At 61.8% G+C, this 18,371-nt stretch carries 16 protein-coding genes and 1 tRNA gene; 5 read left to right on the forward strand and 12 right to left on the reverse strand.

From position 1 onward, the window contains the following. The first annotated feature begins 45 nt into the window (after positions 1 to 45). The 3 genes from GFM02_RS34065 to GFM02_RS34075 all read left to right on the forward strand — a co-directional run bounded on the left by GFM02_RS34065 (position 46) and on the right by GFM02_RS34075 (position 1,467). Positions 46 to 122, forward strand: a tRNA-Met gene (locus tag GFM02_RS34065). A gap of 19 nt (positions 123 to 141) precedes the next feature. Continuing rightward, on the forward strand, positions 142 to 396 hold the full coding sequence (locus GFM02_RS34070) for a hypothetical protein (protein ID WP_168324156.1): 255 nt from the start codon (positions 142 to 144) through the stop codon (positions 394 to 396). A gap of 258 nt (positions 397 to 654) precedes the next feature. After that, the gene (locus GFM02_RS34075) at positions 655 to 1,467 is read left to right on the forward strand and encodes a hypothetical protein (protein WP_168324157.1); all 813 of its coding nucleotides are present in this window, start codon (positions 655 to 657) and stop codon (positions 1,465 to 1,467) included. A gap of 95 nt (positions 1,468 to 1,562) precedes the next feature. On the opposite strand, the gene GFM02_RS34080 is transcribed toward GFM02_RS34075, so the two are convergent. From GFM02_RS34080 to GFM02_RS34125, 10 genes are all read right to left on the reverse strand, one after another. Then, positions 1,563 to 4,733 (reverse strand): efflux RND transporter permease subunit, encoded by a 3,171-nt coding sequence (locus tag GFM02_RS34080; RefSeq protein WP_168324158.1) that lies wholly within the window; start codon positions 4,731 to 4,733, stop codon positions 1,563 to 1,565. Positions 4,734 to 4,774: 41 nt separating this feature from the next. Next, a complete protein-coding gene (locus GFM02_RS34085) occupies positions 4,775 to 5,971 on the reverse strand; it encodes an efflux RND transporter periplasmic adaptor subunit (protein ID WP_168324159.1) in 1,197 nt (398 codons plus the stop codon). Positions 5,972 to 6,246: 275 nt separating this feature from the next. Further along, positions 6,247 to 7,011, reverse strand: a complete 765-nt coding sequence (locus tag GFM02_RS34090; RefSeq protein ID WP_020051781.1) for a DUF4239 domain-containing protein — start codon at positions 7,009 to 7,011, stop codon at positions 6,247 to 6,249. A gap of 143 nt (positions 7,012 to 7,154) precedes the next feature. Beyond that, positions 7,155 to 8,288 (reverse strand): calcium:proton antiporter, encoded by a 1,134-nt coding sequence (locus GFM02_RS34095; protein WP_168273287.1) that lies wholly within the window; start codon positions 8,286 to 8,288, stop codon positions 7,155 to 7,157. After that, entirely contained in the window at positions 8,285 to 8,992 is a 708-nt protein-coding gene (locus GFM02_RS34100) for an SDR family NAD(P)-dependent oxidoreductase (RefSeq protein ID WP_168273288.1), read from the reverse strand. Before GFM02_RS34100 ends, GFM02_RS34095 begins: the two co-directional genes overlap by 4 nt. Positions 8,993 to 9,157: 165 nt before the next feature. Next, entirely contained in the window at positions 9,158 to 9,508 is a 351-nt protein-coding gene (locus GFM02_RS34105) for a ribbon-helix-helix domain-containing protein (RefSeq protein ID WP_018495581.1), read from the reverse strand. Positions 9,509 to 9,533: 25 nt separating this feature from the next. Beyond that, complete coding sequence (locus GFM02_RS34110; RefSeq protein WP_168273289.1) at positions 9,534 to 10,130, reverse strand: DJ-1/PfpI family protein; 597 nt, start codon at positions 10,128 to 10,130, stop codon at positions 9,534 to 9,536. 106 nt (positions 10,131 to 10,236) lie between these two features. Then, entirely contained in the window at positions 10,237 to 10,629 is a 393-nt protein-coding gene (locus GFM02_RS34115) for a DUF779 domain-containing protein (protein WP_168273290.1), read from the reverse strand. Between the two features lie 215 nt (positions 10,630 to 10,844). After that, on the reverse strand, positions 10,845 to 12,353 hold the full coding sequence (gene adh / locus GFM02_RS34120; RefSeq protein ID WP_017968031.1) for an aldehyde dehydrogenase: 1,509 nt from the start codon (positions 12,351 to 12,353) through the stop codon (positions 10,845 to 10,847). A gap of 158 nt (positions 12,354 to 12,511) precedes the next feature. After that, positions 12,512 to 13,471 (reverse strand): helix-turn-helix domain-containing protein, encoded by a 960-nt coding sequence (locus tag GFM02_RS34125; protein WP_168273291.1) that lies wholly within the window; start codon positions 13,469 to 13,471, stop codon positions 12,512 to 12,514. Positions 13,472 to 13,679: 208 nt separating this feature from the next. On the opposite strand from GFM02_RS34125, the gene msrB reads away from it, so the two are divergent. Continuing rightward, positions 13,680 to 14,165 (forward strand): peptide-methionine (R)-S-oxide reductase MsrB, encoded by a 486-nt coding sequence (msrB, locus tag GFM02_RS34130; protein WP_168273292.1) that lies wholly within the window; start codon positions 13,680 to 13,682, stop codon positions 14,163 to 14,165. 146 nt (positions 14,166 to 14,311) lie between these two features. Here the strand turns inward: msrB and GFM02_RS34140 are convergent, their stop codons facing one another. Beyond that, positions 14,312 to 15,526, reverse strand: coding sequence for a TIGR03862 family flavoprotein (locus GFM02_RS34140; protein WP_168273293.1), 1,215 nt, complete (start codon positions 15,524 to 15,526; stop codon positions 14,312 to 14,314). 69 nt (positions 15,527 to 15,595) lie between these two features. Continuing rightward, entirely contained in the window at positions 15,596 to 16,018 is a 423-nt protein-coding gene (locus GFM02_RS34145) for a MerR family transcriptional regulator (protein WP_168273294.1), read from the reverse strand. A gap of 71 nt (positions 16,019 to 16,089) precedes the next feature. Here GFM02_RS34145 and GFM02_RS34150 point away from each other — a divergent pair, with 71 nt between their 5' ends. Beyond that, positions 16,090 to 18,267: a heavy metal translocating P-type ATPase gene (locus GFM02_RS34150; RefSeq protein WP_168273295.1), complete on the forward strand. Its 2,178-nt coding sequence runs from the start codon at positions 16,090 to 16,092 to the stop codon at positions 18,265 to 18,267. Positions 18,268 to 18,371 lie beyond the last annotated feature (104 nt).

Raw genomic sequence — 18,371 nt, forward strand, 5'->3', positions numbered from 1 at the left:
GCGGTTTACTCAGACGCGACAAATCCCTTCGGGATTTGCGCTAGGCGCGGGGTGGAGCAGCCCGGTAGCTCGTCAGGCTCATAACCTGAAGGCCGCAGGTTCAAATCCTGCCCCCGCAACCAAATCCTACCAGATACACTCATGAGCAATATCGCTGGCGCGAAGACTTCATCTTCGCTGGCGATGGTAGCTCGTCGTCCTGCGGACCATAACCTGAAGGCCGCAGGTTCAAATCCTGCCCCCGCAACCAAATACTTCCCAAATAGACAAAACAACAAAGCCCCGGACCGCAGAAACGGCCGGGGCTTTGCTGTTTTTGCGAAATGGCATGGCGACGCAAGATTTGACGTTGGGAACCGCTGCGGCAAACTCAGCCTCGTTCCCCAACTGTCGTAAATGCATGCCCGGTCGGTCCATGGCGTCTTTTCTGGTCAGAGACACTGCAGCAAAAGAAATCTCAATGGGCGTATGATCAACTTTCAGGCACGAGTAAATAGTTGATAAAAGTATAATATTCTAATATACGTGGAGCCGGCATTTTAATATTTCCATAACAGCACGCAACGTCCCTCCAATTGGCGGGCGCTGGTTATTCTATTCAGCAAGAGTATTCGATTTCATGAAGTAGATTAGAGATTTATAGGGGGAGGAATAATGCGAAAATGGGCATCTTCTCTGCTGACGGCTCCGCATGGACGGCGTCGTCTTCTGTTTGGTATCTCGGGATTGCCAGCGCTCTGTGCAGTGATGCTCTTTGCTGGTGTCGCGTCCGCGCAGGCGCCGACTGAAGAGCAGCGCAATGCGATCAGGGCGGAATGCCGCTCCGATTTCATGGCGCAATGTTCAGGGGTGACGCCGGGCGGTATCGAGGCGCTCACTTGTCTGCAGCAGCATAGCGCCACGCTTTCGGCTGGTTGCCGGAAGGCGGTGTCGGCGATAAGCAAACCTAAGTCGACATCCGCGGAGCCGACCCCGGCCGCACCCGTGACCACTGGGGCGACCAGCCCGGCACCGGCGACGGGCGTACCGGCGCATCAGCCGACCCAGGCGCAACGCAGCGCCGTCAAATCGGCCTGCCAACGCGATTTCATGGCGCAATGCTCCGGCGTTACACCGGGCGGTACCGAGGCACTCACTTGCTTGCAACAGCACAATGCCACCCTATCGGCGCCGTGTCAGCAAGCCGTTGCGGCCTTGGGAGGATCAGCGGGGGGAGGATCAGCCGGATCAACCCCAGCCACCGGCGGTGCTGCTGCGACGGTTGCGACCACACCTGCTCCTCGAGCCATGATGCCGGCCTTCTCGCCGCGCGAGGAACTGATGATCCTGCGCGAAACCTGCGGATCGGATTTTCAGGCGCTGTGTCGCATGGTGCCTTTGGGCGGAGGGCGGGCTATGGCTTGCCTGCGGGACAATTTGCAACGCGTGTCGCCTGCATGCCACCGGGTCCTGACTTCGGGATTATAGCGTCTGTTCGAAACTTGCGCTGCGCAGAGACCTCAACAGCAACCTGCCTCCGCGCGAAACCGTAGGCGATTGCGCAACAGACTGTTGCAACAGCCTTACTGAATCTTCGGCATCTCCGCCTCCGCCAGGCCTGCTGTCTTTGTGCTTCCTTTCCAATATTCCTCGAGGCGCTGCAACACGACGTAGAAGGACGGTACGAAGAGCACGGCGAGGCAGGTCGAGGCGATCATGCCGCTGAAAACCGATATGCCGATCGATTTGCGGGCGGATGCACCGGCGCCCGTCGCCAGCACGAGCGGCAGGACGCCGAGGATAAAGGCGAAGGACGTCATCAGAATTGGCCGGAAACGCAAGCGGGCGGCCTCGACGGCCGCATCCAGTATTTCCATGCCTTCCGCCCGCCTTTCCCTAGCATATTCGACGATGAGGATGGCATTCTTCGATGCAAGCGCGATCAGCAGGATAAGGCCGATCTGCGTATAGAGGTTGTTGGCGACACCGGCTGCCATAAGCGCTGCCACCGTGCCGAGGAGAGCGAGCGGCACGGCGAGAAGGACTGCCAGCGGCAAGACCCAGCTTTCATACTGGCCCGCGAGCACGAAATAGACGAGGAGCATGGCAAGCGCGAAGATGAAATAGATCTGCCCGCCCACGGCCTTCTCCTGATAGGACAGCGCCGTCCATTCGAAGCCTGTACCCGGCGGTAATGTGCGATCGGCAATCTGCTCCATGACGTCGAGCGATTGGCCGGAACTGAAGCCGGCGGCAGGCCCGCCAACGATCGTTGCGGACGGGTAGAGATTGTAGAGGCTGATCAGGGAGGGGCCTTGTGTCGCCGTGACATCGACGACCGTGCCGAGCGGCACCATCGTCCCATCGCCGGCCTTGACCTTCAGTTTGCGGATGTCTTCAGCGCTGACCCGGAAATCGGAAGCGGCTTGCGCATAGACCTGGAAGGTGCGGCCAAATTTGTTGAACTGGGTGACATAGCTCGATCCGACATAGCCGGAGAGAGCGGAGAAGACTTGGCTCACCGTAATTCCCAGTGTCTCCGCCTTGATCCGATCGACGGAAACGGCAAGTTGCGGCACGTTCGAGCGAAAAGGCGTGCTCAGCCTTTGCAGCGACGATTGGGCACTGCCGTTCTTGACGATCGTGTCGGCAAGCGATTGCAGTAGCGGGTAGTCGGAAATGCCGTTCCTGATCTCGACCTGCATGGTAAAGCCGCTGGCATTGCCGACGCCCTGGATCGGAGGCGGCACGACCACCAGCGTCTTGGCGGCCAGCACGCTTTGCAGCGCGCCGTTCAAATGCTGGTAGATCGACAGCAGATCCTGCCCCTTTTCCTTGCCGCGCTGGTCCCAGTCCTTCAGCACGACATAGGCGACGCCGGCATTCTGCAGACTGGCATTGTTGTCGAGAACCGAGACGCCGCTGATGGTCAGTACCTGATCGACACCAGGTGTGGCTTCGGCGATCTTGCCGACCTCTTCCATCACCGCGTCTGTGCGCTCCTTCGATGCGCCGTCGGGCAGCTGCGCACTGATCAGCACATAGCCTTGATCCTCGATGGGCAGAAACGCAGTCGGCAGACGGGCGAGCCCCCAGACGGCGACACCGATCAGCGCAAGTGCTGCTATGACCATGATGCCGCTGTGGCGGGTCATCGATCCGATCAGCCCTGCATAGCTGCGTTCACCCCTGTCATAAACCCTGCTGAAGCCGCGATAGAAGATGTTGCGTTTCTCGGGCGGGACTGGTGGCCGCAGCCAAAGGGCGCATTGCGTCGGTTTCAGCGTGACGGCATTGATGGCGCTGATCAGCGCAGTGGCGGCTATAACGAGGGCGAATTGCCGATAGAGCTGTCCGGTCAGGCCGGGCAAGAAGGCGGCCGGAATGAAAACCGCCATCAGCACCAGCGTGATGCCAATAACCGGGCCGAGCAGTTCCTCCATCGCCTTTTCGGCCGCCTTTCGGCCGGACATGCCCGCTTCGATGCGTCGCGCGACACCTTCGACGATGACAATGGCATCATCGACGACGATGCCGATGGCGAGAACGATGGCAAACAGTGTCGACAGGTTGACGGTGAAGCCCAGTGCCGCCATGGCCGCGAAGGCGCCGATGATGGTGACCGGAACTGTGGTCGCCGGCACGAGCATCGCCCGCCAATCCTGCAGGAAAACGAGAATGACGATGAGAACGAGAATGCCGGCCTCGATCAAGGTGACGTAAACTTCGTCGATGGAAGCCTCGACGAATTTCGTCGTGTCGAACGGCACGTGATATTGGAGGCCCGGCGGGAAGCTCTTCGAGAGCTCCTGCATTTTCGTGTTCACTGCCTGTGCCACCGCGATGGCATTCGCCTCCGGCAGCTGAAAAATGCCGATACCGGCTGCCGGCCGGCCGTTCTGCATGAAGGACTGACTGTAGGTCTGGGCGCCGAGTTCGACGCGGCCGATATCGCGAATGCGGGTGACGCGGCCGCCCTGTCCGCTCTCGACCTTGACGACGATGTTTTCGTAGTCGGCCGCCTCGTTCAATCGGCCATTGACGTTCAGCGTGTATTGGAAGACCTGCCCCTTCGGCACTGGCGGAATGCCGATCTGGCCGGCGGCGACCTCCTGGCTCTGCTGCTGCACGACGCTGACCACATCCTGCGGCGTCAGGCCGCGTGCCTGCAGCAGGTTCGGATCCATCCAGATGCGCATAGCATATTGGCCGGCACCGAACACGGTGACGTTGCCGACACCCGGCAGGCGGGCGAGTTCATTCTGCAGATTGATGACGGCGTAGTTCGACAGGAAAAGGCTGTCATAGCGGCTATCGGGCGAGGTCAAGCTGACGAAGCCGAGGATCGCCGTCGATTTCTTTTGCGTCGTCACGCCCTGAAGCTGCACCGCTTCGGGAAGCGATGACATCGCAATGGCAACGCGATTTTGCACCAGAACCTGGGCCTGGTCCGGATCCGTTCCGATGGCAAAGGTCACGGTCAGCGAATAAGTGCCGTCGCTGGCGCTCGTCGACTGCATATAGAGCATGTCCTGCACGCCGTTGACTTGCTGCTCGATCGGCAGCGCGACGGTATCGACGAGGGTCTGTGCGCTGGCGCCCGGGAAGCGCGTCGTCACCTGCACCGTCGGCGGAACGACATTCGGATATTGCGCCACAGGCAGCTGGAACAGGGCCACCGCGCCGATGAGCACGAAAACCAATGCCAGAACATTGGCGAGTATCGGTCGCTCGATGAAGAAACGCGAGATCATGCTGTTGTCCTTAGACGTTCAGATGAAGCATGGCGGCGGATTCATTGCGTGGTGGTCTTGGCCTTGGCATCGCCGGTGGCAGCTGCCGGTGGGTTCATTTCGATCTTCTCGGGCGTGACCTTGCTGCCGGGGATGGCCTGCTGGATACCTTGGGTTACGACCCAGTCGGCGGGATCGAGGCCGGAATCGATGACACGGAGCGCACCTTCTCGCTGGCCAGTCTTGACCTGCTTCTGCTCGACGACGTCGTCCTTACCGAGAACGAGCAGGTAGCGGCCCAGCTGGCTCGTTCCGATCGCATCGTCGCGCACCAGGAGAGCCTTGTCGTTATGGCCGACCGGCACCCGGACGCGCACGAAGAGACCGGGCAGCATGGCGCGGTCCTTGTTGTCGAAGACGGCTCGCACCTGAAGCGTGCCTGTGGAGGCATCGAGCTGCGGCGATACGTAATCGAGATGACCCTTGTGCGGATAACCTTCTTCCGTCTGCAGGCCGATCTCCGCCGGGATACTTGGAAGATCCGTCTGCTTGAAGGTGTGTCCCTGCTTTGCCAGCGTTTCCTTGATCATCAGCACCTGTGTTTCGCTGACGTTGAAATAGGCATAAAGCGGATCCGTCTGAACGATGCTGGCAAGCTTGGTGGGGCCTGATACGCCGACAAGTGCGCCGATATCGACGAGGTGATCGGTGACGGTACCGTCGAAGGGGGCAAGCACTTCGGTATATCCGAGGTTGATCGTCGCGAGATCGAGATTAGCCTGAGCGTTGAGGATGGATGCATTCGCCTCGTCGAGCGTTGCCTTGGCGCTGTCGACGGCGGTCTGCGTTGTGACTTGTTGCTTCGACAGATTGAGCTGTCGGTCGTATTCCTGCTTCGCGCCGACCTGAGACGCCTGTTGCGAGGCGAGCGATGCCTTCGCCTGGTCCAATTGCGCCTGATAGGTGTTGCGCTCGATGCCGAAGAGCTTGGTACCCTTCGTCACCGTCATGCCGTCCTGATAGTCGATGGATTGGACATAGCCTTGAACGCGCGCCTCGATATCGACCGAATTGAGCGGCGCCGTATTGCCGGTGAGTTCGAAATAGAGGGTTACCGGCTGCTGGACCGGCTGTGCCACACGAACCGCAGGTGGAGGAGGGGGAACGTAGGTGTTGCCGCTTCCCTCGCAGCCAGCGAGAATTGCCATGCCGGCGAGCACCACAGACAGGTGCAGACCCTGATACAATCTCACACGCATTGCCGCCGCCCCGATGTTTACGAGCCTGCTGCATAATTCATCAAATCGAATTGATTTGATGAATTATGCAGTAATGTCAGAGAGAACAGCGTCCTTTGCGCGTCTGAAAAGACGCGCGGCGCTGTAGCCTTCATGCGAGCCTCGGCGGAGACAACCCCTCTCCGAAGAGTTCCGGGCCTGCGATATTATGTCGCGGCATTGCTAAAAATTGCAATAGCTGCTGGTGCACAATTAAACTGTGTCGAAACTCATCCTCGACGGCCAGCACGACGTGACTAGGGTTTCCCGAGGCGCTCTATGGCGGACCGCAAAGGCGCATCCGAAACATGGACCAGCCCGACATATGGGTTGGCCATATCCGCAATCAGGAAGATCGCGCCAGCGACGGACAGGGCGCAGACAAGCAGAATTGACAACACCGTCGGATTGGCTGGCGCCTGCAGCCCGAAGGTCGCAAAAAGCAGCGCAAGCCAACAGACGAGAACCGTAAGGAAAGCCCAGGGCAGACCTTCCTTGCCGGATTCGACCAGAAGCCAGTGGGTTTCGGCCACCATGCCGCTCACCTCAAGAGCGCGCGCCTGGAGAGAGCGCTGCACCGCATCCTTCGGTGCGAGGGATCGAAGGTCGCTTTGAACCGACTCTATATCCTGATATTCTCCCAGTGCCTTGCCGGATGTCTCGTCGGTGGTTTCGGCAGTCCAGCCGCGGCTCAGGCGTTTCTCGATGAGTTCACGCAGCAATTGACGTGCATTGTCGGTTTCCGGCCCGTATTGCGCCATGACGCGGTCAAGCAGCAGTATCCGTGCGGCCGCCGTTCGCATCTCCACTTCGGCATTGTCATAGGACGACTTGGCGGATGCGATCAGAAGGCCGAGCGCCAAGGCCGACAGCGTTCCCACCACTGCGGTCGCCAGCCTGATGACGTCCTTGGATTCCGCATTGAGATGGTGATTGGGCAATCGGGCACGCACCATCAATCCTATCGACGTCGCCATCGACAGAAAAACAAATATAAGGCCGCCAACCAACAGTGAGCCCAAGTCCGGTCTCCGTATCGCCGCGTAGGTCCTGCAGCCACCGCGATTGCTTGCAAGCTGTGCAATAGCACCCGTCATCATAGCGGAAGACAGGCAAAGTGCGGAACTTTACTTTCCTGATCTCGCGCGGTCGCCATCGGGCGGGCTCATTGCTGGAAAATCAGCAACACGTAAGCGAGGAAAAGCACCAGATGGACAGCGCCTTGCATGAGATGCGTGCGGCCGCTCGCAAAGGTGATGATGCTGACGGCAAGAGTGAGCAAGAGCATCACCAGATCTCCATGCTCCAGGCCGAGTGTCACGGGGTGTCCGTAGAGCTGACTGACAACGAGCATCGCCGGCACCGTCAGCCCGATCGTCGACAGCACCGAACCAAGGAAAATATTGACGGAGCGCTGAAGATTATTGGCGATCGACGCACGCACGGCGCTGATTGCCTCAGGCGTCGCGACAAGGATGGCCATGACAACACCGCCAAATGCGGTTGGAGCATGCAGGGTTTCGATAATGTAATCGATCGGCCGGGCAAGCTGTTCGACTAGAAAGACGACAGGACCCATATAGGCGAAAAGCAGAATGGCATGAGGCCAGACGGGTCGATGGCGAGGGACCCGTTCGCCAATGGGCTCGTGACGGTTGCTGTCGTCAGTGAAATAGTCCCGATGGCGGCCAGCCTGAAGAAACAGAAACGTAGCGTAAAGGCCGACCGATATTATACCCAGTATCAGTTGTCTCGGTGCAGATGGATGCTGTCCTTCCGGCCCCGCAAGAAATGTCGGCATCACCAGGCTCAGGGTCGCAAGGGGTACGATGACCCCGAGATAGGCGTTGGCGCCCTGCAGGTTATGCTGTTGTTCCGGTCGCCGCCATGCGCCCAGCAGCAAGGACAGGCCGACCATGCCGTTCAGGATGATCATGACGACTGCGAACAGGGTATCGCGCGCAAGCGTGGGATTGTTCTCGCCGTGAAGCATGACGGCTGATATTGCCATCACCTCGATCGAGGTGATGGCAAGCGTCAGAATGAGCGTGCCGTAGGGCTCCTTCAGCCGCTCAGCCAAATGATCCGCGTGCCGGACAACCGACAAAGCGGAGCCAAGGACGGCAGCGAACAGCCACGCGAAAACGACAGTGAACCAAAGCGGATCGGAAAGCTGCCCGAAGAGCTGCTCCTGGAAAACAAGAAATGCCAGGCTCGTCACGACGCTGACGCCCAGGAACCATTCCTCGCGCATTAGGCTGGCTGCGCCGACAGTGCGCAATGCCGGACCCTCCGTCATTCGCGGCCGGTCGCCGGGATTGCCGCGCCGGTGACGACGGCTGCGGCCGGCGAAATCAGAAAGGCGATGAGGCGGGCGATCGCTTGCGGCGATACCCAGCCGTCCGTCTTCGCATCGGGCATGGCCGCGCGGTTCTCGGGCGTGTCGATCGTCCCCGGCAGGATGCAGTTGGCGGTGATGCGGTCGTCGCGGCATTCGGCAGCGATCGCCTCGGTCAGCCGGATGACGGCGGCTTTCGAGGCGGCGTAAGCGGCCTGCTTCGCACCGGCCTTCAGGCCGGGTGCAGCAGCTATATGAACGATGCGGCCGTAGCCGGCGGCCTTCATGGTCGGGAGAACCGCCGCGCTGATCGTCAGGGCAGTGCGGGCGTTTGCGGTCATCATCGTCTCCCACTGCGCGGGCGCCTCCGGCCCGACCGGTCCCATCTGGAAACCGCCGACGGTGTTGACCAACGCGCTGACGCCGCCGAAGCGCTTGACGGCCCGGGCGACAGCGGCGGCGCAGGAGGCATAATCGGTGAGATCCGTTCCCGCGATCGACAGAAATTCGGCGGAAGCTGGAAGATCGCCGGCCAAGGCTTCCAGCTCATGACTCGAACGGTTCATGCAGACGAGTTTTGCGCCGGCGCTGGCAAGCTCGCGGACAACGGCGCTACCGAGGTTGCCGCCGGCTCCCGTCACGATCACTGCTTTCTGTTCGTTCATGGCAATCGATCTCCCGACGTGCCCGCGCTGGACGGTGCCGCGCATTGTTGATCCAGGCTGCGCGGCAGCGCAAGCCCGCCGGCTAAGACAAGGTCAGATCTTTGCGGAACGGCCCGCGGAGCTATCCGCGGGCCGTTCGTCTTTGATCGTCTGTCCGACCTGATTTCAGTGATATTTCGCCCGTTCTCGGCCGAGGATGACAGGTGCGTCGAGGCCTGAGATCGGACGGGTGACATCGGCCGGAATGTCGCCGGTGAGCTGCAGGTCGAGATAGCGAGCGCAGCAGACCCGCAGGAAGGACGTGAAGTTGCCGAGATCGTGGCCGGCATCGATCGATTCATGATGCAGCCGGGTGATCAGCTGGACCACATTCATGCCATCGCGCCGGGCGATTTCCTCCAGCTTCGCCCAGAAGAAGTTCTCCAGCCTGACGCTGGTGACCATGCCGTCGATGCGCAGCGACCGGGTGGTGCTTTCCCAGAGCCGTGCATCCGCCTTGATGAAGAGTTCACACATATCGTCCTCCCCAGTGCAGCCCTCCTCAGGCGGCGTTGGTTTCGAGCAGTGCTGCGGCATCGAGCACAGCCATGAACTGGCGCAGCCACGACGGATGCGCCGGCCAGGCGGGCGCCGTGACCAGATTGCCGTCCGAGACTGCATCGGTGATTGCGATGTCGGCATAGATGCCGCCGGCAAGTTCGACTTCCGGCCGGCAGGCGGGATAGGCCGAGCAAGTTCGGCCCTTCAGCACACCGGCAGCGGCAAGCAGTTGCGCGCCGTGGCAAATGGCGGCAACGGGTTTTCCGGCGTCGAAGAAGTGCCGCACGGCTTTGATGACGTCGGCGTTGAGGCGCAGGTATTCGGGCGCACGGCCGCCGGGGATGACGAGGGCATCGTAATCTTCGGCGCGCACGCTGTCGAAAGTGGCGTTCAGCGCAAAATTATGGCCACGTTTTTCGGAATAGGTCTGGTCGCCTTCGAAATCGTGGATGGCGGTGGCGACGGTGTCGCCGGCCTTCTTGCCGGGGCAGACGGCATCGACCGTGTAGCCGCAGGCGAGCAGCGTCTGGAACGGCACCATCGTTTCGTAATCTTCGGTGAAATCACCGGTGATCATCAGGATCTTTGAGGCTGGCATCGTTTCCTCCCTTTGAAACCAACTGGCTGAGATTAGCAAAGAGCTGCCGGGAGCAGGTACTATGGGAATACTACAGGCGAAATTCGCACCCGATAAGGCGACGGCATCAGATCGCCCTGACCTTCACATCAGGCACCGTGCAAGCCTCGCCGCCGCCGAAGAGGCGGGAGCGGGTGAGGAAGCGTTTCTCGCGGCCATTGTCGAGCGAGAACATGCCGCCGCGGCCGGGCACGACGTCGATGATCAGCTGCGTATGCTTCCATGCCTCGAACTGGCTGGCGCTAATATAGACCGATACGCCGCCGATCTCGCCGAGCCTGACGTCGCTGTCGCCGATCATGAATTCGTTAGCCGGATAACACATCGGCGAGGAGCCGTCGCAGCAGCCGCCGGACTGGTGGAAGAGGATATCGGGATGATCCCGTTTGATTTCTGCAATCAAATCGAGAGCTGCGTCGGTTGCGAGAACACGCAGTTCGCCATTGACGGTGGTTTCCATTGTTCTTGCTCCAAAGTTTGGAGAGGAGAATTCCCCTCCCCAACCCCTCCCCACAAGGGGGAGGGGCTAAGCTGTGGCACCGGCTCGTAAAACAACAAGCCGGCTGCATATGCTGCGCTCAAGAGTGAATACGGCAAGGGCCGCACGTTAAGCCCCTCCCCCTTGTGGGGAGGGGTTGGGGAGGGGTTTGGGACCTTCCACCACGCGAAAGCATCTCAAAAGAAGCCGAGTGCCTTCGGGCTGTAGCTCACCAGCATGTTCTTGGTCTGCTGGTAGTGGTCGAGCATCATCTTGTGGGTTTCGCGGCCGATGCCCGACTGCTTGTAGCCGCCGAAGGCGGCATGGGCCGGGTAGGCGTGATAGCAGTTGGTCCAGACCCGGCCGGCCTGAATCTCGCGGCCGAAGCGGTAGCAGCGATTGGCGTCGCGGCTCCAGACACCGGCGCCGAGACCGTAGAGCGTGTCGTTGGCGATTTCGAGCGCTTCCTTCTCGTTCTTGAAGGTCGTGACCGAAACAACCGGTCCGAAGATTTCTTCCTGGAACACACGCATCTTGTTGTGACCTTTGAAGATCGTCGGCTTGACATAATAGCCATTCGCCAACTCGCCGCCGAGATCGTTGCGCGAGCCGCCGGTCAGCACTTCCGCGCCTTCCTGCTTGCCGATGTCGAGATAGGCGAGGATCTTTTCCAGCTGCTCCGTCGAAGCCTGAGCGCCGATCATTGTCGCGGTGTCGAGCGGGTTGCCCTGCTTGATCGCCTCGACGCGTTTGACGGCCTTTTCCATGAAGCGGTCGTAGATCGATTCCTGGACGAGGGCGCGGCTCGGGCAGGTGCAGACTTCGCCTTGGTTGAGGGCAAACATCGCAAAGCCTTCGAGCGCCTTGTCGAGGAAGTCGTCGTCTTCGGCCATCACATCGGCGAAGAAGATGTTCGGCGATTTGCCGCCGAGCTCCAGTGTCACCGGAATGAGGTTCTGGCTGGCATATTGCATGATCAACCGGCCTGTCGTCGTCTCGCCGGTGAAGGCAATCTTGGCGACGCGCTGGCTGGTCGCCAGCGGCTTGCCGGCTTCGAGGCCGAAACCGTTGACAATGTTGAGCACGCCGGGTGGCAGGAGATCGCCGACGAGTTCGGCCCAGAGCAGGATCGAGGCCGGTGTCTGCTCGGCGGGCTTCAGCACGACGCAGTTGCCGGCGGCAAGCGCAGGTGCCAGCTTCCAGGTCGCCATCAGGATCGGGAAGTTCCACGGAATGATCTGGCCGACGACGCCGAGCGGCTCATGGAAGTGATAGGCGACGGTATCGTGGTCGATCTCGCCGATCGAACCTTCCTGGGCGCGAATGCAGGAGGCGAAATAGCGGAAGTGGTCGATCGCCAGCGGAATGTCGGCCGCCATGGTTTCGCGGATCGGCTTGCCGTTGTCCCAGGTCTCGGCCTGGGCGAGCAATTCCAGCTTGTCTTCCATGCGCTGGGCGATCTTCATGAGGATATTGGAGCGCTCGGCAGCGGAGGTGCGGCCCCATTTTTCCTTCGCCGCATGGGCGGCGTCGAGCGCAAGATTGATGTCCTTTTCATTGGAGCGGGGAATGTCGCAGAGTTTGCCGCCGGTGACGGGCGTCAGGTTTTCGAAGTATTTTCCCTCGACCGGCTCGCGCCATTCGCCGCCGATATAGTTGCCGTATTTCAGCTTGAACGGCGACTCGACGATTTTCTGATGAAGCATGTCATCCTCCCTTGATGATCCAGGTTCCCAAGCGAAACCAGTGGGAGGAAAATGTGCATATTTTGGCGGAGGGAATAGGGCGGGTCTTCCATACCGCAGCGCACAGTGTCGCAGACCTGCGACAGCATCGCGTCACGATTGCGGGCGGCGAACCTTGATCAGTGGAGGTCGAGCTTTTTCATCTTCCTGTGCAACGTGGCGCGGCTGATGCCGAGGGCGATCGCCGCCTGCGAGACATTGCCGCTTGCACGCGACAGCGCCCGAAGCAGAGCCGCTTTTTCCGCCTCGACGATCTCGTCCTGCTGGGAGACGCCGGCCTCGTGCAGAGCATCGGCGGCAGGAATGCCGGCGGCGATGCGTTTGTCGTCCAGCTGCAACGCGATGCGGGCGGCGCGCGTTGCGCCGAGCACCAGATCGTGCCTGTCGACGGCAAGCAGGGCGGCGGCGGAATTGGCGCCGGCCGGAACCACCAGGAAACGGGCGCCTGTAAAGGCCGAGCGAAAAAGGTTGAGCTCGATGCGCATCGCCGCATCGCGCACGGTCTGCGTCAGGATCGCCAGCGTCATCTCGTTGACGTCTTCGCGGCAGGTGGAGATGTCCAGCGCTGCGGCCAGCCGGCCACGATGATCGCGGATCGGCGCCGTCGTGCAGCTGAGGCTGGTGTTCGAGCAGAAAAAATGCTGATCGCGGAAAATGGCGACGGCACGCTCGTCGGCAAGTGCGGTGCCGATGCCATTGGTGCCGATGCTGGCCTCGGTCCAGACCGAGCCGGTCCACAGGCCGAGTTCGCGAAATTCCTTGTCGTCTCCAGCAGCCCCCCGGCGCTCCAGCGCGATGCCGTTCTTGTCGGTCAGAAGCAGGCAGCAACCGGCCCTGCCAACGGTGGTAAAGAGACGATCGAGCTCTTCCGTCGCGCTGGCGATCAGCTGTTCGGACTGCTCGCGCGCACGGCGGAATTCCTGGTCGGTAAGGCGGAGTGGAGCCCGCTGGTCCTCGGGGGCGAGCTGGTGCATGGTCATGCACCGCCGCCATGAGGCAACCACAGGAGAACTGGCCGCCGCAGAGTCGCGCTGGGCAGACGTGTAGACGTGCTCGGCATGTGCTGAGTGTTCGTGCATCGGCTCCTCCCACCGAACTTCAGCACATTCTGATGGAAAAGCGGCTGGTTTGCAATCGGCTGGCACTGGCGGTTGTCAGCATGCGGGGCTTCCTGACGAAAGTGGCGGAAATCACATTTCGGTGTTTTGGCGGCCATGGCGTAACAAAAGACCCTCGCTCTCGCAGTTCTGTACGGAAGCAAGGTTTGCCAGACGAGGAGATCCGACCATGCTGAATAGACGATTGTTGCTGATGGGCGCCGCTTTTGGGGCGTTTGCGGTTCACCTGGGCCTGGCCGGCAAGGCGATCGCCGCCGAGACGTTTGCGGTGACCCACACCGAGGAGGAATGGCGCAAGCTGCTGACGCCGGATCAATATGTCGTCCTGCGCCAGGCGGGGACGGAACATCCCTTCACCAGTGCCTTGCTGCATGAGGAGCGAAAGGGCAATTTCGCCTGCGCCGGCTGCAACCAGGACCTCTTTTCCTCGACCACCAAATTTGACAGTGGCACCGGCTGGCCGAGCTTTTGGGCGCCGCTCGAAAAAGCCGTCGGCACCACGAGCGACACGACTTTCGGCATGGTGCGCAACGCCGTGCACTGCAGCCGCTGCGGTGGGCATCTCGGCCATGTCTTCGATGACGGCCCGAAGCCAACCGGGCTTCGCTACTGCATAAATGGGCTCGCTATGACATTCCACCCGGCCTCGGCCTGATCGAGAGATGACCTTACTCGGTGCTGATGACTGCCTGCGTTTAGAACAGGATGATTTTAGGCCAGGTCGGCCTAAAATCTGAATCCTGTTCTAAATTATATAGTTGGAGCATGATGTCGTCCGAAAACCGATCACACTTTTCGGCATCATGCTCTGCGCTGCAGCCAGGCTTCGATGCCGCGGGCTGCCGCCCGGCCGGTCGCCAGGCAGGCGGTGAGGAGATAGCCGCCGGTCGGCGCCTCCCAGTCGAGCATCTCACCGGCGACGAAGGTGCCCGGCAGTGCCTTCAACATGTAGTTTTCGTCGATGCCGCTCCAACGGACGCCGCCGGCCGACGAGATCGCCTCGGCGATCGGCCGGGTTTCGATCACCGGCACCGGCAGGGCCTTGATCATGCCGGCGAGACGCTCCGGATCGGTTCGGTCGCGCTCGGGAGCGAGTTCGCGCAGCAGCGCCGCCTTGACGCCGTCGAGGCCGGCGCCCTTGCGCAGGCGGTTTGCAAAGCTCGATTTGGCGTCCTGCCGGGCAAGGTCGCGGCTCAGCCTGGCGACGGTGCGGCCGGGTGCGAGGTCGAGCGTCAGGACGGCGCTGCCATGGTTCAGCAGCCGATCGCGCAACGCGGCCGTATGGATATAGACGAGGCTACCCTCGATGCCGCTCTCGGTGATGACAAATTCGCCGGGAAACGTGCCGGCTTCGGATGTTGCGGTGGCCGACTTTACCGGCACTCCGGCGAAACGCTCGCGGAAGCTTCCGCTCCAGCCGACGACGAAGCCGCAATTGGCGGGCTTGAAGGGTTCGATCTCAACGCCCCTCTCCGATATCCAGGGCAGCCAGCTTGCATCGGAGCCGAGGCGCGGCCAGCTGGCGCCGCCGAGCGCCAGCAGGGCTGCGTCGCAATGGACGATGCTGCGCCCTTCGAGTGTTTCGAAAGCATAACCATCTTCGGCAAAACCGGTCCAGCGGTGGCGGGTGCGCAGCGCAGTGCCCTGCGCCTCCAGCCGCTTGAGCCAGGCGCGCAACAAAGGTGAGGCCTTCATCACCTTCGGGAAAACCCGGCCGGACGAGCCGACGAAGGTCTCGGTCCCGAGCCCTGCCGCCCAATTCCTGATATCGTCAGGGGTAAAGGCATCAAGAGCGGGGCGCAGACGGGGGGAGGCCGCTCCGAAGCGCGTGGTGAAACGGGCATAATCCTCGGAATGGGTGATGTTGAGACCGGACTTGCCGGCCAGCAGGAACTTGCGGGCAAAGGTCGGCATGGCGTCGTAGACCGTCACCGCATGACCGGAACGGGAAAGCAGTTCGGCAGCCGCGAGACCCGCCGGGCCGCCGCCGATGATCGCGATCCGCTTCTGGTTCATTGATATCTTCGCCCGATTCTGTCTGGATGCAGTTTTGGCGCGGGCGCGGATCGCCCGCAAGGGCAGCGGTCAGTGGTGCGGATGCGTGCACTGGCCGTGGTCGGCGAGCACCTCGATGACGCGGCATTGGTCGACGCGGCCGTGGCCGCAGCCTTCCACCATGGTTTCCAGCTCGGCCTTCAGCGCCATCAGGCTGCGGATGCGCTGCTCGACTTCGATGAGGCGGGCTTTGGCGATGGCGTCGGCCGAGGCGCAGGACTGGTGCGGATCATCCTGCAGGGTCAGCAAGGTGCGGATCGCCTCGATCTCGAAGCCGAGCTCGCGGGCATGGCGGATGAAGGCGAGACGGCTGATATCGGCAGGCTCGAAGGAGCGCTGGTTGCTCTCGCTGCGGCTCGGCGCCGCGAGCAGGCCGATGCTTTCATAATAACGCACCGTCGGCACCTTGACGCCGCTCTGACGAGCAGCTTCGCCAATCGTGATCTTTTTCATGATTTTCCTCTTGCACCTCTAGTCGCTAGAGGATGTAGGAGGGATGCTTCTATTTGACAAGGAAGCGGATGATGGCTGAGAGCGAGACACGATACCGGGTTGGCGGCATGGATTGCGCCTCCTGCGCAACCAAGATCGATACGGCGGTCAGACGCGTGGCGGGTGTCGCCGATGTTTCCGTCTCGGTGATGGCGGGCACGATGACCGTCCGGCACGATGGCAGCAGCGATCTCAAGGTGATCGAGAAGAAGGTAACGGGGCTCGGCTATTCCGTCGCGCCGCTTGCCGGAAACGCCGCGCCAGCGCATGAACGCGGCTCGCAGCATCGTCACGACCATGGCGAGAAGGAAATCGAGGGTCTGCACGGGCACGACCATGCGCCGATGGCCGGTCCCTGGTGGCAGAGCAGGAAGGGCGGGCTGACCATCCTTTCGGGTGCAGCACTCGTTGCCGCCTACACCGTCGGCCATCTCGTGCCGGCGATTGCGTCCTATGCCTTCATCGCCGCCATGCTGATCGGGCTGGTGCCGATCGCGCGGCGCGCCGTCATGGCCGCCTTCTCAGGGACGCCGTTTTCGATCGAGATGCTGATGACGATCGCCGCCGTCGGCGCCGTCATCATCAATGCCGGCGAAGAGGCGGCAACCGTCGTGTTCCTGTTCCTCGTCGGCGAGCTGCTGGAAGGGGTGGCGGCGGGCAAAGCGCGCGAAAGCATCCAGTCGCTGACGGGTCTGGTGCCGAAGAATGCGCTGCTCGAAGACAATGGGCAGACGCGGGAAGTGCCGGCCGAAAGCCTTGCCGTTGGGGCCATCATCATGGTTCGCCCTGGCGACCGCATCTCGGCGGACGGCATCATCCTCTCAGGCGAGAGTGCGATCGACGAGGCGCCGGTGACGGGCGAGAGCACGCCGGTGCGCAAGGGCGTCGATGCCGTCGTTTTTGCCGGCACAGTGAATGGCGATGCGGTGCTCAAGGTTCGCGTCACGGCGGCTGCCGCCGACAATACCATCGCCCGCGTCGTCAAGCTGGTGGAGGAGGCACAGGAATCGAAGGCGCCGACCGAACGCTTCATCGATCGGTTTTCGCGCTATTACACGCCCGGCGTGGTCTTGGTCGCAGCACTCGTCGCCGTCGTTCCGCCGCTGCTGTTCGCCGGACCATGGGGCGAATGGGTCTATAAGGGCCTTGCCATCCTTTTGATCGGCTGCCCCTGCGCGCTCGTCATCTCGACCCCGGCGGCGATCGCCGCCTCGCTTTCGGCAGGGGCGCGGCGCGGACTGTTGATGAAGGGCGGCGCGGTGCTGGAAACGCTCGGCAAGGTGACGATGGTCGCCTTTGACAAAACAGGCACGCTGACGGAAGGCAAGCCTCAGGTCACCGATATCATCTCCTTCGGATTGAGCGAGGCGCAGGTGCTGTCGCGCGCGGCGGTGCTGGAGCAGGGCTCCAGCCATCCGCTGGCGCTGGCGATCCTCAACCGCGCCAAGTCAGCCGGCGTTCCCGTGCCGCCGGCCTTCGAACTGGAAGCGCTGCCGGGCAAGGGCGTCAGCGGCAAGGTCGGCGGCGAGACGCTGGACCTGCTGTCGCCGCCCGCCGCCCGTGAGCGCGGGGCGCTCAGTGCGGAGCAGGATGCACGCATCGCGGCGCTGAATGACGAGGGCAAGAGCGTGTCAGTGCTGCTCGTCAACGGTGTTGCGGCCGGCCTGATCGCCATGCGCGACGAGCCGCGCGAGGATGCCGAGGCCGGGCTCACTGCCCTCAAATCAGCAGGCGTCAAGGCGATGATGTTGACGGGCGACAACAAGCGGACGGCAGCAGCCGTTGCCGGCATGCTCGGCATCGACTGGCGCGGCGAGATGATGCCGGAGGACAAGCAGCGGGTCGTCGGCGAATTGAAGCGCCAGGGCTTCATCGTCGCCAAGGTCGGCGACGGCATCAACGATGCTCCGGCGCTGGCCGCGGCCGATATCGGCATCGCCATGGGCGGCGGCACCGATGTGGCGCTGGAGACGGCGGATGCCGCCGTGCTGCATGGACGCGTTGGCGACGTGGCGCGGATGATCGAACTTTCCAAACGCACGATGCGCAACATCCTGCAGAACATCACCATCGCGCTGGGGCTGAAGGCAGTGTTCCTGGTGACGACGATCGCCGGTATCACCGGGCTCTGGCCGGCGATCCTCGCCGATACCGGCGCCACCGTTCTCGTGACGATCAACGCGCTGCGGCTGCTTCGGATGAAGATATAACATTCCTGACTTCCTCCCTCCGGCGCTCGTCGCCGGCGGGATGTCCATCGACGATTCGAGCCAGATCTCGAATCGAAAATCGCGGGACCGGCCATAAGTCGGCT

Origin of the sequence: Rhizobium leguminosarum bv. viciae (assembly GCF_012276115.1) — a bacterium.
Lineage (GTDB): Bacteria > Pseudomonadota > Alphaproteobacteria > Rhizobiales > Rhizobiaceae > Rhizobium > Rhizobium leguminosarum_T.